The 22,608-nt window shown below is 70.9% G+C and carries 17 protein-coding genes; 12 read left to right on the top strand and 5 right to left on the bottom strand.

Annotation, left to right across the window (positions count from 1 at the left end):
• Nucleotides 1–130 precede the first annotated feature (130 nt).
• The gene (locus tag ACIQM3_RS10010) at nt 131–1,201 is read left to right on the top strand and encodes a lactonase family protein (RefSeq protein WP_401621418.1); all 1,071 of its coding nucleotides are present in this window, start codon (nt 131–133) and stop codon (nt 1,199–1,201) included.
• Nucleotides 1,202–1,282: 81 nt separating this feature from the next.
• Here the strand turns inward: ACIQM3_RS10010 and ACIQM3_RS10005 are convergent, their stop codons facing one another.
• The gene (locus tag ACIQM3_RS10005; protein WP_401621415.1) at nt 1,283–2,215 is read right to left on the bottom strand and encodes a sirohydrochlorin chelatase; all 933 of its coding nucleotides are present in this window, start codon (nt 2,213–2,215) and stop codon (nt 1,283–1,285) included.
• Nucleotides 2,216–2,353: 138 nt separating this feature from the next.
• Complete coding sequence (locus ACIQM3_RS10000; RefSeq protein ID WP_401621412.1) at nt 2,354–3,346, bottom strand: N-acetylglucosamine kinase; 993 nt, start codon at nt 3,344–3,346, stop codon at nt 2,354–2,356.
• Between the two features lie 190 nt (nt 3,347–3,536).
• Here ACIQM3_RS10000 and ACIQM3_RS09995 point away from each other — a divergent pair, with 190 nt between their 5' ends.
• From ACIQM3_RS09995 to ACIQM3_RS09980, 4 genes are all read left to right on the top strand, one after another.
• A complete protein-coding gene (locus ACIQM3_RS09995) occupies nt 3,537–4,214 on the top strand; it encodes a uracil-DNA glycosylase (protein WP_401621410.1) in 678 nt (225 codons plus the stop codon).
• Nucleotides 4,215–4,510: 296 nt separating this feature from the next.
• Nucleotides 4,511–5,731, top strand: coding sequence for a saccharopine dehydrogenase family protein (locus tag ACIQM3_RS09990; RefSeq protein WP_401621407.1), 1,221 nt, complete (start codon nt 4,511–4,513; stop codon nt 5,729–5,731).
• A gap of 107 nt (nt 5,732–5,838) precedes the next feature.
• On the top strand, nt 5,839–7,332 hold the full coding sequence (locus ACIQM3_RS09985) for an APC family permease (protein ID WP_401621404.1): 1,494 nt from the start codon (nt 5,839–5,841) through the stop codon (nt 7,330–7,332).
• 1 nt (nt 7,333) lies between these two features.
• On the top strand, nt 7,334–7,750 hold the full coding sequence (locus ACIQM3_RS09980; protein WP_401621401.1) for a universal stress protein: 417 nt from the start codon (nt 7,334–7,336) through the stop codon (nt 7,748–7,750).
• Between the two features lie 27 nt (nt 7,751–7,777).
• Here the strand turns inward: ACIQM3_RS09980 and ACIQM3_RS09975 are convergent, their stop codons facing one another.
• From ACIQM3_RS09975 to ACIQM3_RS09965, 3 genes are all read right to left on the bottom strand, one after another.
• On the bottom strand, nt 7,778–8,863 hold the full coding sequence (locus tag ACIQM3_RS09975) for a WD40/YVTN/BNR-like repeat-containing protein (RefSeq protein ID WP_401621398.1): 1,086 nt from the start codon (nt 8,861–8,863) through the stop codon (nt 7,778–7,780).
• Nucleotides 8,864–8,998: 135 nt separating this feature from the next.
• Nucleotides 8,999–9,532, bottom strand: a complete 534-nt coding sequence (locus ACIQM3_RS09970) for a GNAT family N-acetyltransferase (protein ID WP_401621395.1) — start codon at nt 9,530–9,532, stop codon at nt 8,999–9,001.
• Between the two features lie 9 nt (nt 9,533–9,541).
• Complete coding sequence (locus ACIQM3_RS09965) at nt 9,542–10,600, bottom strand: LacI family DNA-binding transcriptional regulator (RefSeq protein WP_401621392.1); 1,059 nt, start codon at nt 10,598–10,600, stop codon at nt 9,542–9,544.
• Between the two features lie 214 nt (nt 10,601–10,814).
• On the opposite strand from ACIQM3_RS09965, the gene ACIQM3_RS09960 reads away from it, so the two are divergent.
• The 7 genes from ACIQM3_RS09960 (at nt 10,815) to ACIQM3_RS09930 (ending at nt 22,583) form a co-directional block, all read left to right on the top strand.
• Nucleotides 10,815–12,059, top strand: a complete 1,245-nt coding sequence (locus ACIQM3_RS09960; protein WP_401622393.1) for an extracellular solute-binding protein — start codon at nt 10,815–10,817, stop codon at nt 12,057–12,059.
• A 2-nt stretch (nt 12,060–12,061) separates the two neighbouring features.
• Nucleotides 12,062–12,991 (top strand): carbohydrate ABC transporter permease, encoded by a 930-nt coding sequence (locus ACIQM3_RS09955; RefSeq protein ID WP_401621389.1) that lies wholly within the window; start codon nt 12,062–12,064, stop codon nt 12,989–12,991.
• A gap of 4 nt (nt 12,992–12,995) precedes the next feature.
• On the top strand, nt 12,996–13,895 hold the full coding sequence (locus ACIQM3_RS09950) for a carbohydrate ABC transporter permease (protein ID WP_401621386.1): 900 nt from the start codon (nt 12,996–12,998) through the stop codon (nt 13,893–13,895).
• Between the two features lie 52 nt (nt 13,896–13,947).
• Nucleotides 13,948–16,350, top strand: coding sequence for a glycoside hydrolase family 3 N-terminal domain-containing protein (locus tag ACIQM3_RS09945; RefSeq protein ID WP_401621383.1), 2,403 nt, complete (start codon nt 13,948–13,950; stop codon nt 16,348–16,350).
• Between the two features lie 144 nt (nt 16,351–16,494).
• On the top strand, nt 16,495–17,598 hold the full coding sequence (locus tag ACIQM3_RS09940) for an endo-1,4-beta-xylanase (RefSeq protein ID WP_401621380.1): 1,104 nt from the start codon (nt 16,495–16,497) through the stop codon (nt 17,596–17,598).
• 185 nt (nt 17,599–17,783) lie between these two features.
• Nucleotides 17,784–19,319: a sodium:solute symporter family protein gene (locus tag ACIQM3_RS09935; RefSeq protein WP_401621376.1), complete on the top strand. Its 1,536-nt coding sequence runs from the start codon at nt 17,784–17,786 to the stop codon at nt 19,317–19,319.
• A gap of 84 nt (nt 19,320–19,403) precedes the next feature.
• Nucleotides 19,404–22,583: a glycosyl hydrolase 115 family protein gene (locus ACIQM3_RS09930; RefSeq protein ID WP_401621373.1), complete on the top strand. Its 3,180-nt coding sequence runs from the start codon at nt 19,404–19,406 to the stop codon at nt 22,581–22,583.
• Nucleotides 22,584–22,608: the final 25 nt, after the last annotated feature.

Genomic DNA, 22,608 nt, shown 5'->3' with positions numbered 1-22,608 from the left:
TCTCGCACGGGCGGGACCGTCGAGCGTCACCCCGGCCCAGGCCTTGCCGCCGATTCGGGCCCGGACGGGGAAACGTCGCCTGCTACCGTCGGCCGGGAAGATCGTGACGGACGCGAAGAGGGGTAGCGGGATGGGCGTCGACGAAGAGAAGCGGGCATTCATAGGGTCGTTCACCTCGGCGGGCGGACTCGGCATCAGTGTCGCCGCCGTCGACCGGGACACCGGGGCGCCGTCCGTGCTCGCGTCCACGGACGCCGTCGCCGACCCCTCCTTCCTCGCGGTCGGCCGTACTCCTGGGACGGGCGACCCCGTGCTCTACGCGGTCAGCGAGACCTCCGAGGGCGCCGCCGCGGCCTTCGGCATCGCGGACGACGGCACGCCCCGGCTCATCGGCGAGGTGCGGTCGGTCGGCGGGGGCAGCCCGACCCATCTGGCCCTCGCCGCGGGTCATCTCCTGACGGCCAACTACGGCTCCGGGAGCGTCACCGCGCTGCCGGTCCGGGACGACGGCTCACCCGGCCCGGTGGCCGGGGTGCTGCGGCACGAGGGCCGGGGTCCCGACGAAGGCCGCCAGTCGGGCCCGCACGCGCACCAGGTGCTGGCCGATCCCTCGGGGAACTGGGTGCTGAGCGTGGACCTCGGTACGGATTCCGTACGCGTCTGCGCGCTCGACCCCACCACCGGCTCCCTGCGGCTGCACGCCGAGACGGCGCTGCGGCCGGGGACCGGACCGCGCCATCTCGCCTTTCACCCGTCCGGGGGACACGCGTACGTCCTGAACGAGCTCGAGCCGACGGTCACCGTGTGCCGCTGGGACGCGGCCGGAGGTCTGCTCGAACCGCTCGGGGAGACGCAGGTGCTGCCGCACGACCACGACGAGGGCGCCGGGGTGCGTACGTACCCGTCGGAAGTGGTGGTCTCGCACGACGGCCGGTTCCTGTGGACCGCCAATCGCGGCCACGACAGCATCTCCGTCCTCACACTCGACGAGACGGCCGAGAAGCTCGCCCTGGCGGCGGCTGTGGGCTGCGGCGGACGCTGGCCCCGCGATCTCACCCTGGACCCCACCGGGCAGTGGCTCTACGCCGCCAACGAGCACTCCGGGAACGTCAGCTGGTTCGCGGTGGACGCGGAGACGGGGATCCCGGCACACGTGGGCTCCATCGAGGTTCCGGCCGCCTCCTGCGTGGTCTTCGCCTGACGCCCGGCCCCGCGACGGCATGTGGCGCGGACCGGCGAGAACCGGTCCGCGCCACATCGCCCGGCAGACGAGTGGCGCGGATCAGTGCGCCTGTACCCCCTGGGCCCCCTGCGGGGTCTCCGGGGTGATGCCCAGCGTCGTCGCGTACAGCGAGAGCACCAGCTTGCCGATGGCCGGGTACGCGCCGAGCGGCTCGGCGGTCGAGCAGCCGGCCTCCTTCGCGGCGGCGTCCAGCAGCGCGAGGTCGATCTCCGGGCCCACCAGGTACGGCGCGAGCGCCAGCTGCGCCGAACCGGAGTTCTGCAGCTGCGCCGCGATCGAGGCGACCGAACCCTCCACGTCCAGGGCGGCGGCCATCACGGGCACGGCGAGACGGGCCGCCAGCAGCATGCCGGTGATCCCGGCGGCCTGCACGGCTTCCTCGCCGCCCACCGTGGCCAGCACGATGCCGTCGGCCGCGGTAGCCACGGTGAACAGCCTCGCGCGGTCGGCGCGCGCCAGACCGGCCTCCGAGAGGCGTACGTGCAGTGCCTCGGCGAGCAGCGGGTGCGGACCCAGTACGTCGGTCAGCTCGGCCTGCGTGCCGCTGTCCATGACGGCCTGCCGTATGCGCCGGATCAGGGAGCTGTCCGGGCCCGCCAGGAGCGGCACCACGACGGCGGACGGGCCCGAGGGCTCGGCGACCTCGCGGCCCGCGGCGACGGCCTGCTCGTAGCGCGCGGTGCGCTCGGCGGCGACATGGGCGAGCGCGGAGACGAGAGTGGGATATTCGGCGTCGTCGCCGTCGAGATAACCGATCTGCGCGTTCAGACCGGGCAGCTCGGAGCGGGCGATGCTGATCACTTCCTCGGCCAGGCTGCGCGAGGCCGGGGAAGGGGTACCGGGAAGGGCAAGAACGAGCGCGGCAGCGCCCTCAGGTGCGACCACGGGCTCCGGGCGGCGGTGCCGTCCGGACTGGCGAGGTCGCGGCATTCGTACAGGCAGGCCGGAAGCGGGCCCAGTGGGGGTGCTCATGGCGCCGCATGCTACTGGTTTTGGGTGCCCCTCTGTTCGGGGAGGGGCCCGTCAGGCGTTATCTGTCCGTATATGTCTGTTGAATGGCATAGCAGGCAACTGACCTGCTCTGTCCGGACGGACGACCGCTCGAATCGTCTACGTTACTCCCGGTACGAAGAGCAGGGACGGATGCGCCGGAAGTCGCAGCCCCGGTCCTGCGAGGGCCCGGGCGATCTCCAGCGCACCGTGCAGCGGATCACCCTCCGCCGGAACCACCCGTGCCTGGGGGGCCTGCTGTGCCAGCTCGCCCCGCAACGGGCCGAGAAGAGGCTCGCCCATGCGGAACAGGCCACCGGTCAGAGCGACCTCACAGCCATCGGGGCGGGAGCCGGCGGGGCGGGGGCACACCGCTGCCGCCGCCTCGGCGATGTGGGCCGCCGCCTCACGCAGGATGCCCGCCGCGACCTCGTCCTGGAGGGCGCAGGCCCCGACCTCGGGGGCGAACGAGGCGAGCAGTGCGGGACGGTCCGTACGCGGATAGAGCAGGCCCGGAAGGCCGGTGGCCGGACCGAAGACCGCCTCGAGCCGCGCCAGCAGCGCGGACGACCCTCCGCGGCGGCCGTCGTGGGCCCGCATCGCAGCGTCGAGCCCCGCCCGGCCGATCCAGGCGCCGCCGCCGCTGTCACCCAGCAGATGCCCCCAGCCGTCCGCCCTGCGCCACGAGGTGAGGTCGGTGCCGAGCGCGATCAGGCCCGTGCCACCCGCGACGACCGCTCCGGGGCGCTGTCCCAGTGCTCCGGCGTACGCGGTCACCGCGTCGGCGGCCAGCGCCACCCGCCGTACACCCAGGGAGTCGGAGAGCGCGTCAGGCAGCAGAGCGCGCAGCTGTTCGCCGAGGGTCGCCATTCCCGCGGCCCCGATCGCGGCGGCGACGACGGCCGTCCCGGAACCCGCCTGGTCCAGAAGCCCGCGTACGGCGGGCAGCAGCTGCTCCAGCAGATGTCCGGCGTCGATGCCGTCCGCACCCGTCCGTACGGGCTCGGCGCAGTCGACGGTGAGCGCCGGGTTCTCCGCGTCCACCGGCCCGAGCGCCACGCGGAGTCCTGACCCGCCCGAGTCGACGCCGAGGACGAACGTCTCAGCGCTCACGGCAGCCGCCGGGAGGTTCGACCGCCGGAAGCCACGGGCACCGCTGACTGCGGACGAACGCCTGCGCGCCTCATGGCTGGACTCCGGAGGGATGGGAGGACTGACGACGACGGGCACCCTACCGCTCGAGCCCGTTCCGTGGGGGACCACATGATCACTATGGCCCGTGTAGGCCGGTAGAGTGACAGGCGTGGCAGCGCGACCGTTGAGCGAACTTGTGGAGCCCGGCTGGGCCGAGGCGTTGGGGCCGGTGGCCGGCCGGATCGCAGCGATGGGGGATTTCCTCCGTGCGGAGATCGGGGCGGGCCGCACCTATCTCCCCGCGGGGAGGAACGTGCTGCGCGCCTTCCAGCAGCCCTTCGACGAGGTGCGCGTCCTGATAGTGGGTCAGGACCCCTATCCGACACCGGGCATGGCCATCGGTCTCAGTTTCGCGGTGGCGCCCGACGTGCGACGTCTGCCGGGAAGCCTGGAGAACATCTTCAGGGAGCTCCACTCCGACCTCGGCCTTCCCAGGCCCTCCAACGGCGACCTGACGCCCTGGACGAAGCAGGGCGTGCTGCTGCTCAACAGGGCACTCACCACGGCTCCCGGTAAACCCGCCGCACACCGTGGCAAGGGCTGGGAGGAAGTGACCGAGCAGGCCATCCGCGCCCTGGCCGCGCGGGGCAAGCCGATGGTCTCCGTGCTGTGGGGGCGGGACGCGCGCAATGTGCGGCCACTCCTCGGCGACCTGCCCGCGATCGAATCCGCCCATCCTTCCCCCATGTCCGCGGACCGCGGCTTCTTCGGCTCGCGGCCTTTCAGCCGCACCAACGACTTCCTTCTGCGCGCCGGGGAACAGCCCGTGGACTGGCGCCTGCCGTGAGCGGTGCGGGGCGGGACATCCTGCTTCACCGTCACCGTTCGTCATTCTTCCGCCCATGGGGCCGGACACCTCGCTGACAGCGGTGGCCTGGCCGCGTCCCGATGACCCGGGGCCGCTTCATGCCGCCGGGCACCCGTCCGGGTGGGCGCCCCGGGAGCGGATAGCCCGGACGCGGGACACCGCCCGGACGGCTGCCCGCCGCCGGGCGGACCGGCTGTTAGCGTCCCCACTCCACCGGACCGGCCGGCCCGGCTGGAGCCGTTGCCGCGGCAGAAGCGGCAGAGGAGTGGTGTCCGATGCGTGTCCTCCTGGTCGGCGCGGGTGGTGTGGGGACAGCGATCACAAGGATCGCGGCCCGTCGGCCCTTCTTCGAGCACATGACGGTCGCCGACTACGACATCGGCCGGGCCGGGAGCGCCGTCGCCGCCCTCGGGGAGCGCGGGGACCGTTTCGACGCGGTCCGGCTGGACGCCTCCGAACCGGCGGCCGTGCGCGCCGCCCTCGCCGGACACCGCTGCGACGTGCTGCTCAACGCCACCGACCCCCGCTTCGTCATGCCCTTGTTCGAGGCGGCTCTCGCCCACGGCGCGCACTACGTGGACATGGCCATGTCCTTGTCCCGGCCGCACCCGACCCGCCCGTACGAGGAGTGCGGCGTCAAGCTCGGGGACGCGCAGTTCGACCGGGCGGCCGAGTGGGAGGCCGCCGGAAGGCTCGCGCTGGTCGGAATGGGGGTGGAGCCCGGGCTCTCGGACGTGTTCGCCCGATACGCCTCCGACGAACTGTTCGACGAGATCGAGGAGATCGGGATCAGGGACGGCGCCGACCTGACGGTGGAGGGCTACGACTTCGCCCCGTCCTTCAGCATCTGGACGACCATCGAGGAGTGTCTGAACCCGCCGGTCGTCTACGAGGAGGGGCGTGGCTGGTTCACCACCGCCCCCTTCAGCGAGCCGGAGGTCTTCGACTTCCCCGAGGGCATCGGGCCCGTCGAGTGCGTCAACGTCGAGCACGAGGAGGTACTGCTCGTCCCGCGGTGGCTGAAGGCCCGGCGCGTCACGTTCAAGTACGGCCTGGGTGACGAGTTCATCGGGGTGCTGCGCACGCTGCACAAGCTGGGCCTCGACCGTACGGACCCCGTGTCGGTGAAGAGCGGTGCCGGGAACGCCGACGTCTCGCCGCGTGACGTGGTGGCCGCCTGCCTGCCCGATCCGGCAGGACTCGGCGAGCGGATGCAAGGGAAGACGTGTGCGGGCACCTGGGTGAAAGGAAGCAAGGACGGGCGGCCCCGGGAGGTCTACCTCTACCACGTGGTCGACAACCAGTGGTCGATGCGCGGATACGGCTCCCAGGCCGTGGTCTGGCAGACGGCGATCAACCCCGTCGCCGCACTCGAACTCGTCGCGAGCGGTCTCTGGGGCGGCAGCGGAGTGCTGGGGCCGGAGGCCATGCCGCCGAGGCCGTTCCTCGACCTGCTGACGGAGTACGGCGCCCCGTGGGGCATGCGCGAGCAGTGACAGCCGCGGCGCCGGCCCGCCGGACGTGCGCACCCGGAAGTACGTCAATAACATGTGGAAGAAAACATTCCGCCTTCTCTTCAGGCCTGTGACCCGAGCGAGGGAACATGGCGAAGGACCCCGCCGGATCCGCTCCACCGGCAAGCTTGAAGCCGAACGCGATCGGCTTCGTCGACGCGCTGGTCATCGGACTGAACGCCACGTCCCCGGCCTATTCGGTGGCGGCCGTCATCGGCCCGATCGTGGCACTCGTCGGCATCTACGCACCAGGCGCGCTCTTCGCGTCCTTCGTGCCGATGCTTCTCATCGCCTCGGCCTTCTACTACCTGAACAAGGTGGACCAGGACTGCGGGACGACGTTCTCCTGGGTGACGCGCGCCCTGGGCCCGTGGACCGGATGGCTCGGCGGCTGGGCGATCGCGATGACCGGTGTGCTCGTGGTCGGGTCCCTGGCGGACATCGCCGTCAGCTTCGGGCTCCTCGCCGTGGGACTCGACAGCTGGGCCGAGAACACCTTCGTCCGCCAACTGCTCACCGTGCTCCTGATCATCGTGATGACCGGGCTGTGCGTCATCGGGACCGAGCTGTCGGCCAAGGTGCAGAACGTCCTGATCCTGGCTCAGGTGGCCTTCCTCCTGGTGTTCGTGATCGTCGCGCTCTACCGCGTCTACGCGGGCACGACGTCCTTCGACTCGGTCAGGCCCTCCGTCGAGTGGCTCAACCCCTTCGGGGCGGGCGGCGCGGCCCTCACGAGCGGGCTGCTGCTGGGCGTCTTCATCTACTGGGGCTGGGAATCGGCAGTCAACCTCACCGAGGAGGTCGAGGACTCCGCGACCGCACCCGGAAAGGCCGGCGTGTGGTCGACGGTCATCCTGCTGGTGACCTACCTGTCCGTCGGCTTCGCCGTCGTCGCGTTCGCCGGAACGGCGTATCTGTCGGAGAACGCGGGGGAGGAGGAGTTCGTCTTCGCCCTGCTCGCCGGCGAGGTCATGGGGGGCTGGGACTGGATCGTGCTGCTCGCGGTCGCGACGTCCGCGCTCGCCTCGACCCAGACCACCATCATCCCGGCGTCGCGCACCGCACTGTCCATGGCCCGCCGCCACGCGCTTCCCGCTCGCTTCGCCCGTATCAGCCCACGGTTCCGGACCCCCGACGTGAGCACGTGGTGGGTGGCCGCCATCGCCATCGCCTGGTATCTCGTCGTCAGCCAGATCAGTGAGAACGCACTCTTCGACTCGCTGACCGCACTGTCCCTGCTCATCGCCTTCTACTACGCGCTCACCGGTGTGGCGTGCGCGGTCTACTACCGCCGCCATCTGACGGAGAGCGTGCGCAACTTCTTCCTCGTCGGCATCGGTCCACTGGTCGGAGCCGGTCTGCTGACCTGGCTGCTCGTCAGGTCGGTCATGGACATGTCCGACCCGGCGAACTCCTACAGCGGGACCTCCTGGTTCGGGCTGGGTCCCCCTCTCGTCATCGGCATCTGCATCAGCCTCGTCGGCGTGGTGCTCATGGTGGTGCTGCGATTCCGGTCGCCGGCCTTCTGGGCCGAACGCCGGGGTGTGGTGGACCCAGACCTCGTACACGGCAAGGAGTCCTGAGATGTCCGTGGTCCTCGGGTACGACGAGTCGCCAGGTGCCGCGCGTGCCCTGAGAGCGGCGATCGACGTGGCCGCCGCGTTCGGCGAGCGGCTGGTCCTGGTCTACGGGGCGGCGCCGCCCGGCCCCGCCGGCGAGGAGTACCGCGCCCACTACGAAGCCATCCGCCAGGCCGGGCGTACCGGGCTCGAGCACGCCGTCGCCTCGGCCGAGGAGGCCGACGTACCGACCACGGTCGAGGTCATCGACCTGAGTCCGGCACAGGCGCTGATCGAAGCCGCCTCGCGCCACGGAGCGAGAGTCATCGTGGTGGGCAGCTGGGGCGAGAGCCCGCTGCGGGGGGCGCTGCTCGGCTCCACCCCGCACAAGCTCCTGCACCTGTCGACCGTTCCGGTGCTCTGCGTGCCGACCGAGGCGTGACCCGGCGGGCGGTGACACGGTGCCCGGTCAGCCGACCACGGCCGCCCGCACGCACAGCACGTCCGGCAGATGCGAGACGAGCTGCCGCCAGCTGTCGCCGTCGTCCGCGCTCGCGTACACCTCGCCGTTGCGATTGCCGAAGTAGACGCCGGCCGGGTCGGCGTCGTCCGTGCAGAGCGCGTCGCGCAGCACCGTCCCGTAGTGATCGCCGTCCGGAAGGCCGCGGGTCAGTGGCTCCCACGTCTCGCCCGCGTCCTGCGTGCGGTACACCCGGCAGCGGTGACCGGCGGGGACGCGGTCGGCGTCGGCGTTGATCGGGAAGACGTAGAACGTGTCCGCGCGGCGAGGATGCGCGGCGGCGGCGAAGCCGAAGTCCGAGGGCAGGCCGGAGCCGATGTCCTGCCAGCGCTTCCCACCGTCGTCGCTGCGGAACACGCCCCAGTGGTTCTGGAGGTAGAGCCGGTCGGGATCGGCCGCGTCCCGGGTGACCTTGTGCACGCACTGGCCGAACTCGGGATCGGGGTCCGGCAGGAAGACGGCGGAGACTCCCTTGTTGGAGGGGGCCCAGCGCTCACCGCCGTCCTCGGTCCGGAACACGCCCGCGGTGGACACGGCGACGGTCACCGCCCGGGCGTCCCTCGGGTCGGTCAGGATGGTGTGGAGGCCCTCGCCGCCCCCGCCCGGCACCCACTTGGACCGGGTCGGGTGCTCCCAGAGCGGGCGGACCAGTTCGAAGGACTCGCCCCGGTCGTCCGAGCGGAACAGCGCGGCCGGCTCGGTCCCCGCGTAGACGACGTCGGGGGCCTCGGGCCCCGCGGGGTGCAGCTGCCAGACCCGCTCCAGCGACGCGTCGGTGAACTGCGGGAACTTCACGGCAGGTTGCTTCGGCTCCACCCAGGTCGCACCGAGGTCGTCGGAGTGGAAGACGGAAGGGCCCCAGTGCGCGCTGTCGCCGCCGACCAGCAGCCGGGGTGCCTCCCCGCGGGTGTCGATCGCGATCGAGTAGATCGCCTGGGCATTGAAGTGCGGGTCGCCGAACTCCCATGTCCCGCCGCGCCTGCGGCCGAGAAAGAGCCCTTTGCGGGTGCCTACGGTGAGCAGTACATCGGTCATGACAGGACCTTCCGAGACGCCGTTGTGCCGGATACGGGTCAGTCTGCACCCCGCCACTGACAACGGCCCGCAACGACGGCACCCGCCCAGGTCGCAGCCACCGTGGAACGACACGGCCACCGGCCGGTCCGAGTCTCACCGGTCGCTTCCGGCCTCCCCGTCGCCCGGTCCGCGGGTCCGGGCCAGCAGACGGGTGATGCTCCCGTCGGCCTCCTCGATGTCCCGCACCTGCCGGAAGCCGATGCGGCGCAGCAGATTCAGTGAAGGGACGTTCTCGGCGGCCACCGTGGCGAACACCTCGCGCAGCCCGAGCCGGCCGAACCCCTGGACGACGAGCGCCTCGGCCAGCTCGGTGCCGAGCCCACGGCCCCAGGCGCCCGGGGCGAGCGCGTAGACGATCTCGTGCCCGCCGGACTCCGGCGTGGGCTTGATCTCGGCGTGGCCCACGGTCGCGGCGCCCTCCCGGACCGCCCACACATCGAAGAGCCCGCGCGCGTACACCTTGGTGAAGACCCGCCCGAAGAGCGCGCGGTCCTCGGCCTCCGTGGACGGACCCTCGCCCATCCAACGGGAGACCTCTACATCCTGGAACAGGGCGACGAACGCCTCCTCGTCACCCGGCGTGTACGGGGTCAGCAGAAGGCGGTCTGTCCTCACCTCAGGAGTCATGGCCACCGCTCAGCGCGCCGGCGGGGCCGTGCTGCTGCGCACCACCAGGCTCGTGGCCAGGTCGACCCGGGTGGTCGCCGGCTGCCTGCCCCGGCCCAGGTCGAGGACCAGCCGGGCCGCGGTCTCGGCCATCTCTATGAGGGGCTGGCGCACCGTGGTGAGCGGCGGGCCGATCCAGCGGGTGAGCGGCAGGTCGTCGAAGCCGACCACACTGAGGTCCTCCGGGATCCGCAGTCCCAGCTCGCGCGCGGCCTCGTAGACGCCGAGTGCCTGCAGGTCGTCCCCGGCGAAGACGGCCGTGGGCGGTTCCGGCAGGCGCAGCAGCTCCAGGGCCGCCGTGTAGCCGCCCTCGTGGTTGAACTCCCCCTCCCGGATCAGCTCGGGGTCCAGCGGGACGCCCGAGGTCTCCAGGGCGGCGCGGTAGCCGTCGATCCGGGCGCGGCTGCACATCATGCGGGCCGGTCCACCGATGACGCCGATCCGCCGGTGACCCAGCCCCGTCAGATGGCGGGTGGCGGCCAGCCCGCCCTGCCAGTTGGTCGCCCCGACCGAGGGGATGTCGTCACCCGGGTCGCCGGCCGGATCGACGACGACGAACGGGATGGAGCGGCTCGTCAGCTGGGCACGCTGCGCCGCGTCGAGGTCCGAGAGCACCAGGATCACTCCGGCCGGCCGGCGCGCCAGCACGCCGTCCACCCATGTCTGGCCCGGGGTGAGCCGGCCCGCGCTCTCCGAGAGGACCAGGCTCAGGCCCTCCTCCCTCGCGACGTTCTCCACGCCCCGGACGACCTCCATCGCCCAGGCACTGTCCAGCTCGTGGAAGACCAGGTCGATGAGCTGGGACTGCTGGGAGGCACCACGCCTGCGGCGGTAGCCGTGCCGCAGCAACAGCTCCTCCACCTTCGTGCGCGTACCTGGGGCGACATCGGCGCGGCCGTTCAGCACTTTCGAAACTGTCGGAGCCGAAACTCCGGCGGCTCGGGCGATCTCTGCCAGCGTGGCGGTGCTCGCCGACGGCTCGCCGACGGACGCCTTCTCCTGTTGGGGCTGGACCTTTGCAGGGCTCATGCACGAATCGTAGCTCCCCCGCAGCTCCGGACAGGCGTCTGGGCAGGGTTGGTAAATCCTTGCTCCTGCCCTCTTGACGCGTCCGAAACACGACCGTACGGTTCCGGCAACATTCGAAAGGCAAGCCGAAACATTCGACAGAGGTGCGGTCATGCGGTCGGGGATTTTCACTCAGGGCACACGTTCGGCAAGATGGGTCGCGGTGGGCGCGGCGATGGCCATGGCCGGTCTGCTGGCGGGCTGCGGCTCCGGGGGTGGCGGGAGCGACAGCGGAACCATCACCGCTTACGTCTACGGGGACGACGCGGTCAAGGTCCAGCAGGCGGCGGTCGACACGTTCAACAAGACCTCCAAGGTCAAGGTGAAGCTGGTTCCGGTCCCCGGCGCCGACTATGTGAACAAGCTGCGTAGCGCCATGGGCTCGCCCAGCGCCCCGGACGTCTTCTTCAACTGGGGCGGCGGGTCCATCAAGCCGTACGTCGACTCCAAGGACCTGGTCGATCTGACCTCGACGGTCAAGAACGACGCCACGCTCAAGGACGGCTTCATTCCGTCGATCATGACGGCAGGCGGTCTCGAAGGGAAGATCTACGGGGTGCCCATGCGCGGCATGCAGCCCGTGATGCTCTTCTACAACAAGACCCTCTTCGCCGAGCACAAGATCGAGCCGCCCAAGACCTGGGAAGACCTCCAGGCGGCGATCAAGACCTTCAAGGCCGCGGGGGTCATCCCCTTCGCGCTCGGCGGCTCGGAGAAGTGGCCCGAGCTGATGTGGATGGAGTACCTGCTGGACCGGATCGGCGGCCCGGAGGTCTTCAAGAAGATCCAGGACGGCGACACCGACGGCTGGGGCGACCCCGCGGTGCTCAAGACGGCGCAGACCGTCAAGGAGCTGATCGACCAGGGCGCCTTCGGCAAGAACTTCAACTCCGTGGACTACGGCAGCGGAGCGGCGCCGACTCTGCTCAGCAAGGGCAAGGCCGCCATGCACCTCATGGGTTCGTGGGAGTACTCGACGCAACTGGGCAAGGCCCCCGAGTTCGCCAAGAAGGACCTCGGCTGGACCGCCTTCCCGACCGTCGCCGGCGGCGTGGGGGCCCCCGCGAACGTGGTTGGCAACCCGACCAACTACTGGTCGGTCAACGCCCGTACCAAGCACAAGGACACCGCGATCGCCTTCCTGAAGGCGATGGCGTCGAAGGCCTACGCGCAGGCACTCGTCGACAACGGTGACGTACCCACCACGGCCAACGCGGCCTCGATGCTGAGCGGTTCGCCCAACCCGGAGTTCGCGACCGACCAGTACGAAATGGTGCAGAAGGCCCCGAGTTTCACCCTCTCGTGGGACCAGGCGCTCGAATCCCAGTACGCCACGCCACTGCTCACGGAGATCAGCAAGCTGTTCGCCGGCAAGACGACCCCCGAGCAGTTCGTCGAAGCAATGAAGGCCGCAAAGTAACGATGTCCCACCACACTCCGGTCACGAAGAGCCACGGAGACAGGAAGGCGGCCGCCGGCAACGTCGGCCGCCCGCCGGTCGCCTGGGCCGTCCCCGGCATCCTCTTCTTCGCCGTCTTCGCGATCGTCCCTCTGGCGATCGCCGTCTACCTCTCCTTCACCGAGTGGGACGGGCTCGACTCCCCGACCTTCACGGGTCTGGACAACTGGACCCGGCTGTTCAAGGACTCCGAGTTCGGCCAGGCCGCCTGGCTGAGCCTCCTGCTCACCACGATCAGCTGGGTCTTCCAGACCCCGGTGGCCCTGCTGCTCGGTGTATGGGCCGCGGGCCGCCAGCGGAGCCGCGCGTTCCTGTCCGCGATCTTCTTCATCCCGCTGCTGCTCTCCACGACCGCCATCGCGATGCTGTTCCGCGCCCTGCTGGATCCCAACTTCGGTGTGATCCAGACGATCGGGCCCTGGCTCGGCATCGACCCCAACGTCATGGGATCGTCCACCGGCGCCCTGCTCGTCGTGGCGTTCGTCGGCGGCTGGCAGTTCATGCCCTTCCACACGCTGATCTACCAGGGCGGCGCCCGGCAGATCCCGGAGGTCCTCTACCAGGCCGCCTCCATCGACGGCGCGGGCATGCTGCGGCAGTTCTTCCACATCACCCTGCCGCAGCTGCGCCACACGATGACGACCTCGTCGATCCTGATGATCGTCGGCTCGCTGACGTACTTCGACACCGTGCTCATCATGACCAAGGGCGGCCCCGGCACGGACACGACGATCCTGCCCTATCTGATGTACCGGACCGGCTTCCAGACGTACGACCTCGGCTACGCGGCGGCCATCGCCACGGCTCTCGTCGTCGTGGCCACCAGTATCTCGCTGATCATGGTCCGTCTCAGTGGCTTCGGGTCCATGCGGTCCACCCGGGAAGGTATGTGACGAGATGTCGATCGACACCCGCCCCGCTTCGCCGCGGCAGCGCACGACACCCACCCCGCCGCGTCGCGGCCGCCCGGTCCGCCGGCGCAGGTCCCTGGGCAACCCGGTGGCCGGCATCGGCTCGATGATCTGGCTCGTCATCGTCCTGGTGCCGCTCTACACGCTGGTCTCCGCGTCGCTGATGCATCAGGACGAGGCGCTGAACGGCGACCCGCTGGCCATCCCCACGGATCCGACGCTCGACAACTACAACTTCGTGCTGGACAGCGGGTTCCTCACGCTGATCGCCAACACGGCGGTCGTCGCGGTGGCCACGGTCGCCATCGTGCTGGTGCTGTCCGTGCCGGTGGCGTACGTGGCAGTGCGCACCCGCAGCCGCCTCTCGTCGCTCGCCTTCCGGACCTTCCTGCTCGGCGTAGCCATCCCGGCGCAGGCGGTGATCGTGCCCCTGTATCTGATGATCGGGAAGATGGGGCTGTACGACACCCTGTGGGCGATCATCCTGCCCACCGCGGCCTTCGCGATGCCCGTCGCGGTCCTCGTGCTCAGCGGTGCGATGCGTGACGTCTCCGAGGAGATGTACGAGGCGATGGCCCTCGACGGCGCCTCGCCCATGCGCATGCTGTGGCAGCTGGCGGTGCCGCTGTCCCGGGCGGGGATCAGCACGGTGGCGATCTTCTCCGCCCTGCAGGCGTGGAACGGCTTCCTCTTCCCGCTGATCCTGACGCAGTCGGAGGAGCAACGCGTGCTGACGCTGGGGCTGTTCAACTTCATGAGCCAGTTCGGCGTGAACATCCCCGCGGTACTGGCGGCGATCATCCTTTCCGTCATACCCATCTTCGCCGTGTACCTCGTGGCGAGGCGGGCGCTGATCAACGGACTGATGGGGGTGGGCGGCAAATAGCACATCGACGCCGCTCCGGACCACCGCACTCATGAGAGGAACCCCTGCCGCCATGGCAATCCACCCCGCCCCGCACACCCGACAGGCCGATACGCCCACCACCGCCGACGGTCCGTGGAGCGACCCTTCGCTCAGCCCCGAGGAGCGGGTGGCCGACCTCGCGGCCCGTATGACGCTCGAGGAGAAGGCCGCCCAGCTCTACGGAATCTGGGTGGGCGCCGACGCGGAGGGCGACGGAGTCGCACCGCACCAGAACGACATGGTCGATCCGGTCGACTTCGAGGACATCACCACACGTGGACTCGGCCAGCTCACCCGCCCGTTCGGCACCGCACCGGTCGACCCCGGCGTCGGCGCGGTATCGCTGGCCACCGCCCAGGCCAGGATCTCCGCGGCGGGCAGGTTCGGTATCCCCGCCCTCGCCCACGAGGAGTGCCTGGCCGGCTTCACCGCCTGGGGCGCCACCGCCTATCCGGTCCCGCTCGCCTGGGGCGCCGCCTGGGACCCGGAGCTGGTCGCCGAGATGGCCCACCGCATCGGCAGCGACATGCGGTCCGTCGGTGTCCACCAGGGCCTCGCCCCGGTCCTGGACGTGGTGCGGGACCTGCGCTGGGGCCGCGTGGAGGAGACGATCGGAGAGGACCCCTACCTCGTCGCGACCATCGGTACGGCCTACGTCCGGGGCCTGGAGTCCTCCGGGGTCGTCGCCACGCTCAAGCACTTCGCGGGCTACTCGGCGTCGGCCGGCGCCCGCAACCTCTCCCCGGTCCGGGCCGGCGCCCGGGAGATGGCCGATGTGATCCTGCCTCCGTTCGAGATGGCGATCCGTGACGGCGGCGCCCGCTCGGTGATGCTGTCGTACGCCGAGATCGACGGCGTACCCGTGGCCGCCGACGCGCCGCTGCTCACCGGGCTCCTCCGCGACACCTGGGGGTTCACCGGCACCGTCGTCGCCGACTACTTCGGCATCGGGTTCCTCGAGACCCTGCACAGGGTGGCCGCGGACCGCGGCGACGCCGCGCGCCTGGCCCTCACCGCGGGCGTCGACGTGGAGCTGCCCACCGTACGCAGCTACGGTGACGCCCTGGTCGCCGCCGTGCGCGACGGACTCGTGGCGGAGGAACTGGTGGACCGCGCCCTGCGCAGGGTCCTGCTGCAGAAGTGCGAGCTCGGCCTGCTCGATCCGGACCGGGAGGTCCTGCCCGCCGTGCTCAACGGGGTGGACCCCGAGCAGGCGCGCGGCACGGTGGACCTCGACCCGCCGCGGAACCGGGCCCTGGCCCGACTGCTCGCCGAGCGGTCCTGTGTCCTGCTGGCCAACCCGGAGGCCGCGCTCCCGCTGACCGGCACCGGACGGATCGCGGTCGTCGGGCCCCGCGCGGACGACCCGCTGGCCATGCTCGGCTGCTACTCCTTCCCCAGCCATGTCGGGGTCCAGCACCCCGAGGCAGCCATGGGCATCGACGTGCCGACGGTGCTGGAGGCACTCCGCGAGGAGTTCCCCGGCGCGGGCATCGACTACGCACAGGGCTGTGACGTGGACGGTCCGGACGCCTCCCGGATCGAGGAGGCCACCGCGCTGGCGGCCGGGGCCGACGTCTGCGTGGCCGTGCTCGGCGACCGGGCCGGGCTGTTCGGCCGCGGTACCTCCGGCGAGGGCTGCGACGCGGCCGATCTGGCGCTGCCCGGTCTCCAGGGCGAGCTCCTCGACGCGCTGCTCGCGACCGGCACCCCGGTCGTCCTCGTACTGCTGACAGGGCGGACGTACGCGCTCGGCGGGCGTGCGGACCGGCTGGCCGGCTGTGTGCAGGCGTTCTTCCCCGGTGAGGAGGGCGGCCCGGCGCTCGCGGGTGTGCTCTCGGGGCGGGTCAACCCCTCCGGGCGTCTGCCCGTGGGCGTGCCCAACGGTGCCGGCGGCCAGCCGTGGACGTATCTGCAGCCGCCGCTCGGCCGGGCCAACGGGGTCAGCAACCTGGACCCGACCCCGCTCTATCCCTTCGGTCACGGACTCTCGTACACCTCGTTCGCCTGGGAGGCCGGTGCCGACGTGCCGGCCGACCTTCCCACCGACGGCGAGACCGACCTCGCGGTCACCGTCCGAAACACCGGAGACCGGGACGGGGCCGAAGTGGTCCAGCTCTACGTCCACGACCCGGTCGCCCAGACCACGCGCCCCGAGGCGCGGCTCATCGGGTACGCCCGGGTGGAGCTCGCCCCGGGGGAGTCCCGCAAGGTCAGCTTCCGCTTCCACCCGGACCTGGTCTCCTTCACCGGGGCCGACGGGCGCCGGATCGTCGAGCCCGGCGACCTGGAGTTGCGCTTCGCCACCTCCAGCGACCCGGCCGACGTCAAGCACACCGTACGGCTGCGTCTCACCGGCCCTGAGCGGACCGTCGACCACCGCCGCCGCATGGTGTGCGCCACGTCGGTCGACCCGCTGATCGCCGGGGTGTGACGTGTGGGGGCCGAGGCCCCCACCCACCGCCTCGCGCACCCCCCGGGGGGGTGCGCGAGGCGGCTGTCGAAACTTTCGAAGGCCACCCCGGCGCGCCCGGGCGCAGGCTTCGCGCCCCCGCGCCACCACGGAAAGGCACCTGTCATGCTCAAGGCAACTCGTTCGGTCGTGGTCGGCTCCGCGGCCGCCGTGCTCCTGGTCTCCGCGTTCACCCTCTCCAGTGCCTCCGCCGCCGGCAACGACTCCGGACGACACGGCGGAAAGGGGCACAGCACCGCCCCGCGGAGCCTCGGCGCCCTCGGCCAGAAAGCCGGACTGCGCATCGGGACGGCGGTCGACACCTCCGCCCTGGCCGAGGACGCGCCCTACCGGGCCAAGGTCGCGGGGGAGTTCTCCTCCGTCACCGCTGAGAACGTCATGAAGTGGGAGGTGGTCGAGCCGCAGCGCGGGACGCACGACTGGGCCGCCGCCGACGAGCTCGTCGACTTCGCGAAGAAGAACGGACAGCTGGTCCGCGGCCACACCCTGGTCTGGCACAACCAGCTCCCCGCATGGCTGAACGAGGGCGACTTCACCACCGCCGAGCTCCGGGAGATCCTGCGCCGGCACATCACCGACCAGGTCACGCACTTCAAGGGCAAGATCTGGCAGTGGGACGTCGTGAACGAGGCCTTCAACGACGACGGCACGCTGAGGGACAGCATCTGGCTGCGGAAGCTCGGCCCCGGCTACATAGCGGACGCCTTCCGCTGGGCCCACCGAGCAGACCCCAAGGCCCGCCTGTTCATCAACGACTACAACATCGAGGGTGTCAACGCGAAGAGCACGGCCCTCCACGAGCTGGTGACCGAACTGCGCGAGCAGCGCGTGCCCGTCCACGGAGTCGGGATCCAGGGCCACCTCGGCGTCCAGTACAGCGCACCCCACGACATCGCCGACAACATGCTGCGCTTCGACCGTCTCGGCCTCGAGACCGCGATCGCCGAGGCCGACGTCCGGATCCCCATGCCGGCCGACAGCACGGAGCTCGAGGCCCAGGCCGAGGGCTACGCCGTCCTGCTGCGCGGCTGCCTCCTCACCCCCGGCTGCAACGACTTCACCGTCTGGGGCTTCTCCGACACCTACTCCTGGGTCCCGGACACCTTCCCCGGCGAGGGTGCGGCCAACATCTTCGACGAGAACTACGTCCCCAAGCCCGCCTACAGCACCCTGCGCCAGACCCTGACGCTCGCCGCGGGCAGGCACTGAACCACACACCCCCACAGGCCGGATGACGCGCGCGGCCGGCGTGCACGAACCCCGCGTACCGCGGGTGGCCGCGGGGTCGTGCTGTCGGGCCGTCACCACCGGGGCGATCCGCACCGCCTAATCCGCCCGGGCCGCCGGTTCCCCGCCGCGCGGCCCCGGTCACGTACGCACATCGAGGAGTTCTGATGGCCCCGCTCGACTGGGCCGCCCTGGGCGGCTATTTCCTGGTGATGCTGCTCATCGGCCTCTGGTCGCACCGCCGCGTCGGCAACGTGAGCGACTACTTCACCGGAGGCGGCCGGATGCCGTGGTGGCTCTCCGGCATCTCCCACCACATGTCCGGCTACAGCGCCGCCGTGTTCGTCGCCTACGCCGCCATCGCCTACAGCTACGGCATCACCGTCTACGTCTGGGCCTTCCTGCCGCTCGCCTTCGGCACCGCGGTGGGCGCCTGGCTGTTCGCCCCGCGCTGGCAGCGGCTCAGGCAGCGCTACGCGGTCGCCTCGCCCCTGGAATACCTCGCCGAGCGCTACAACGTGCCCACCCAGCAGGCGCTCGCCTGGAGCGGCGCGCTGCTCAAGGTGTTCGACGTGGCCGCCAAGTGGGCCTCCGTGGCCGTGCTGCTCAACGTGTTCACCGGCATGTCGATGACCACCGGCATCCTGATCACCGGCATCGTCACCCTGCTCTACTGCACGGTGGGCGGCCTGTGGGCCGACGCGCTCACCGACTTCGGGCAGTTCGTCATCCAGGGCGCCGCCGCACTCGCCATGCTCTGGGTCGTGCTGGACCGCCTCGGCGACGGCCTGGCTGGCCTGGGCACCATCTGGCACAGGCTGCCCGAGGGGCACGGACAGCCGCTCGTCGGACCGTACACCGCGACCTTCCTCGGTGCGTACGTCGTCGTGAAGCTCTTCGAGTACAACGGCGGCATGTGGAACCTGGCCCAGCGGTACATGGCCACGGACTCCCCGAAGGCGGCCCGTCGTTCGGCAGGGCTCTCCGCCCTGCTGTACGTGTTCTGGCCGGCCGTCCTGCTCTTCCCGCCCGTCGCCGCGGCCGTGCTGCTGCCAAACATCGCGGACCCGGAGAAGGTCTACGCGCTCATGGCGGAGTCGTACCTGCCCGCGGGGCTCGTAGGGCTGACGCTGGCAGGGATGTTCTCGCACACCATGGCGATGGCCTCCTCGGACGCCAACGCGGTCTCCGCGGTCGTCACCCGCGACATCATCCCCGCCGTGGTCCGCCGGGCCCGGGACCTCTCCCCGGCGACCGGGCTGCTCGTCGCCCGGGTGTGCACCGTCGTCTTCATCAGTTTCAGCATGATCGTCGCGATCGAGGCGGACCACTTCGGTGGTGTGCTGGGCATCATCGTCGGACTGGTCGCGGCCGTGATGGGCCCCATATCGATTCCGATGCTGCTCGGACTGCTGCCCGCCTTCCGCCGGTTCGGGCCCCGGGCCGCACTGTCCTCCTGGGCGCTGGGGATGCTCGGGTACCTCCTCGTGAAGTTCGTGCTCGACAGCACGGACCAGACGCTCGTGATCGTCACGCCGCTCGTCACCTCGCTGGTGGTGTACATCGTCGTCGGCCTGATCAGCCCCGAGCCGGACGACGCCGCCGACGCCATCGTCGCCGCGCTCTCGCCCGGCCCGGGCGAGGACGGCGGACCGGCGCCCGCAGCCCCGCGGCCCGCAGCCGCGCCCGGCGTCACCGACTGACCTCGCGGCGCCCGCACCGCACATCTGCCAAGGGCTCACGCCCACTCAATTTGTCATGCGTGTGAACAAAATGGGGAGAGTGACATGGACAAGCACACCAGCCGCAGAGCGGTCCTCGGGGCCGGCCTCGGCGTCACGGCACTGGCGGCGACGCCCCTCGGATCGCTGATGGGACTGACGGGGGAGGCCGCCGCGACGGCCGCCCGCCCGGGGCACCCCGCGGCGGTGCGCCCCACCGACCCAGGGGCGTACATCTCCTTCACGCCACGCTCCGGTGCCTTCCCCCTGGTCAGGGCCGGCAAGGCGGCCCCGGTCGTGGTCAGCGACAAGGACCACGACGGCGTCGTCCGGGTGGCGGGCGACCTCCGGGGCGACATCGAGCGCGTCACCGGCGTGCGCCCCACGCTCTCCCGGAACGAGGCGCCCCGCGCACGCGAGATCGTCCTCATCGGCACCATCGGCCGCAGCCCGCTGATCGACGGCCTGATCGCCGCGGGCAAGCTCAGGGTCTCCGGGATCGCGGGCAGGTGGGAGACCAGTCTGCAGACGGTGGTGGAGAAGCCGCTGCCCGGAGTGGACCGCGCGTTCGTCATCGCCGGCAGCGACCAGCGCGGCACGATCTTCGGCGCGTACGACGTCTCCCGCGGCATCGGGGTCTCGCCCTGGTACTGGTGGGACGACGTCATCCCCGTCCACCGCGACGCGCTGTACGTCCTGCCCGGCCGGCACAGCCAGGGCACCCCCGCCGTGAAGTACCGCGGGTTCTTCATCAACGACGAGAACCCGGCGCTCGGAACCTGGGCACCCGCCTTCTTCGGACCCGGCAAGGCGCCCGGCTTCGAGGGCGGCTTCAACGCCGCGTTCTACGCCAAGATCTTCGAAGTCATGCTGCGGCTCAAGGCCAACTACCTCTGGCCGGCGGTCTGGGGCCGCGCCTTCGCCGAGGACGACCCGGAGAACCACGTCACCGCCAAGGCCTACGGGGTCGTCATGGGCACCTCCCACGAGGCGCCCATGATGCGGGGCATCGAGGAGTGGAACCGGCACGCCGTCGCCGCTGTCCGCGACAGCGCGGGAAACGTCACCGAGCCGGGCCACGACCCGTACGGCGGCACCGGCGAGTGGTCGTTCCGCCGCAACGCCGAGGCCGTCAAGGCCTACTGGCGTGAGGGCGTCCGCCGCATGGCGGACGAGGACTTCGAGGGAGTGGTCACCCTCGGGATGCGCGGCAACGGCGACGTCGGCCTGCCGGACGGTGACGGAATCGACCTGATGACGGAGATCATCGCCACCCAGCGTCAGATCCTTGCCGAGGAGCTCGGTGCGCAGGACGCCGTCCCGCAGGTCTGGACCCTCTACAAGGAGGTCCAGCACTACTGGGACCGTGGACTGAGGGTGCCCGACGACATCACCGTCGTCCTCACCGACGACAACTGGGCCAACGTCCGCAAGCTGCCGGACCTGAAGAACGACGCCCGCGGCGGCGGTTACGGCCTCTACTACCACTTCGACTACGTCGGGGTGGGGCGCAACTACAAGTGGGTCGACACCGCCTCGCTCCCCAACATGTGGGACCAGCTCCACCAGAGCGCGGCCTACGGCAACCGCGGCCTCTGGGTCACCAACGTGGGCGACCTCAAGGGCAACGAACTGCCCACCCAGTTCTTCCTGGAGTACGCCTGGGACCCGGACCGCTGGCCCCTGGACGCGCTCCCGGAGTGGGAGGAGCGTTACGCCGCGCAGAACTTCGGCGAGCGCCAGGCGGAGGGGATCGCCGAGATCCTGCGTACGTACGCCCGGCTGCAGTCCCGCCGCAAGCCCGAGCTGCTCAACCGGAAGATCACCCTCGACCCGGCCAAGGACCCGGCCACGGACTCCTCCGCCATCGTCTACGACGACCGGGCCACGCCCTTCAGCATCGTCGACTACCGCGAGCTGGAGCGGGTCACCGAGGACTGGCAGCGCCTCGACGCCGCCGCCGAACGTGTCCGGCGGAGCCTGCCGGCGTCCGCGCAGGACGCCTGGTACGAGCTCGTCGGCTACGCGGTCCGGGCGACCGCCAATCTCTACGCACTGCGGGAGGCGGAATTCACCAACCTGCACTACGCACCCCAGGGCCGCGCCCTGACCAACCAGCTCGCCGCCACCGCCGAAGCGGGCCTGGCCGAGGACTTCGCGCTGGCGCGCCGCTTCGACACCGAGGTGGCCGACGGCAAATGGGAAGGCTTCCAGACCCAGCCGCACATCGGCTACGGCGACGTGGACCGTTACGGCCCCAACGCCCCCTGGCAGCAGCCCGAGCTGGACAACGTGGCGATCGCTGACGAGATCTTCCCCGCCGTGCGGCGCATCGAACTCCCACGCAAGGCCGAGATGGGCGTGGCCGTCGACGGCTCGTCCGACTGGTGGCCGGCGTCCGGCGCAGAGGCGGTCCTGCCCGTCTTCAGCCCGTACCAGAGCCAGCCCGCGCAGTACGTGGAGGTGTTCAACCGGGGCACCGAGCCCTTCGGCTTCCGCATCCGTACGGGCGCCTCCTGGCTGATCGCCGACCGGACGCGGGGCAGGGTGGACGCCCAGACCCGGGTGACCTTCCGGGTCGACTGGTCGCGAGCCCCGAAGGGCGTCACAAGGGTTCCCGTCACCGTCCACGGCCCCGGCGGCAGCGAGGTCACCGTCCGTGCCGTGGTCGACCGGCCCCGGCTGGAGCGGTCGCGGCTCACAGGGTTCGTCGAGGCCAACGGCTACGTCTCCATCGAGGCCGACCACTTCCACCGGGCGGTCGGCGGGGACGGGATCTCCTGGCGCCGCATCCCGGGCATCGGCCGCACCGGATCGGGCATGGAGTCCTTCCCCGTCACCGCGGCGCGGCGGACCCCGGGCGGCCGGGGTCCCCGGCTGGAGTACCGGGTCAGCCTGTTCACCACCGGGCCGGTGACCGTCTGGGCGTATCTGTCGCCCCGCAACAACGCCCTGGCCACCGACGGACTCACGTACGCCGTCTCCTTCGACGACGACGCCCCGCAGTCCGTCAACATCACCGAGGTCACGGGGTCGGACGACGGCACCATGAACACGCAGTGGGCCCGCAACACCTCGGACAACGTCAACCGCACCGGCACCGCCCACCGCATCGGCCGGGCGGGCGCCCACGTACTGAAATTCTGGATGGTCGACCCGACCGTGGTACTCCAGAACCTCGTGGTGGACACCGGCGGCCTCAAGCCCAGCTATCTGGGCCCGCCGGAGAGTCTCCGGCTGAGCTGACCGGAGCGGGACGAGGAGGCGGCAG

The organism is Streptomyces sp. NPDC091271 (assembly GCF_044757505.1).
GTDB lineage: Bacteria > Actinomycetota > Actinomycetes > Streptomycetales > Streptomycetaceae > Streptomyces.
Note: the sequence above shows the minus strand (reverse complement) of the source record. Positions and strands in the feature narration are given on the sequence as shown.

Coding starts and splice junctions, on each gene's coding strand:
- ACIQM3_RS10010 (WP_401621418.1), top strand. CDS start 131: ATGGGCGTCGACGAAGAGAAGCGGGCATTCATAGGGTCGTTCACCTCG.
- ACIQM3_RS09985 (WP_401621404.1), top strand. CDS start 5,839: ATGGCGAAGGACCCCGCCGGATCCGCTCCACCGGCAAGCTTGAAGCCG.
- ACIQM3_RS09950 (WP_401621386.1), top strand. CDS start 12,996: ATGTCGATCGACACCCGCCCCGCTTCGCCGCGGCAGCGCACGACACCC.
- ACIQM3_RS09980 (WP_401621401.1), top strand. CDS start 7,334: ATGTCCGTGGTCCTCGGGTACGACGAGTCGCCAGGTGCCGCGCGTGCC.
- ACIQM3_RS09970 (WP_401621395.1), bottom strand. CDS start 9,532: ATGACTCCTGAGGTGAGGACAGACCGCCTTCTGCTGACCCCGTACACG.
- ACIQM3_RS10005 (WP_401621415.1), bottom strand. CDS start 2,215: ATGAGCACCCCCACTGGGCCCGCTTCCGGCCTGCCTGTACGAATGCCG.
- ACIQM3_RS09975 (WP_401621398.1), bottom strand. CDS start 8,863: ATGACCGATGTACTGCTCACCGTAGGCACCCGCAAAGGGCTCTTTCTC.
- ACIQM3_RS09960 (WP_401622393.1), top strand. CDS start 10,815: ATGGCCATGGCCGGTCTGCTGGCGGGCTGCGGCTCCGGGGGTGGCGGG.
- ACIQM3_RS09955 (WP_401621389.1), top strand. CDS start 12,062: ATGTCCCACCACACTCCGGTCACGAAGAGCCACGGAGACAGGAAGGCG.
- ACIQM3_RS09940 (WP_401621380.1), top strand. CDS start 16,495: ATGCTCAAGGCAACTCGTTCGGTCGTGGTCGGCTCCGCGGCCGCCGTG.
- ACIQM3_RS09945 (WP_401621383.1), top strand. CDS start 13,948: ATGGCAATCCACCCCGCCCCGCACACCCGACAGGCCGATACGCCCACC.
- ACIQM3_RS09930 (WP_401621373.1), top strand. CDS start 19,404: ATGGACAAGCACACCAGCCGCAGAGCGGTCCTCGGGGCCGGCCTCGGC.
- ACIQM3_RS09990 (WP_401621407.1), top strand. CDS start 4,511: ATGCGTGTCCTCCTGGTCGGCGCGGGTGGTGTGGGGACAGCGATCACA.
- ACIQM3_RS09965 (WP_401621392.1), bottom strand. CDS start 10,600: ATGAGCCCTGCAAAGGTCCAGCCCCAACAGGAGAAGGCGTCCGTCGGC.
- ACIQM3_RS09935 (WP_401621376.1), top strand. CDS start 17,784: ATGGCCCCGCTCGACTGGGCCGCCCTGGGCGGCTATTTCCTGGTGATG.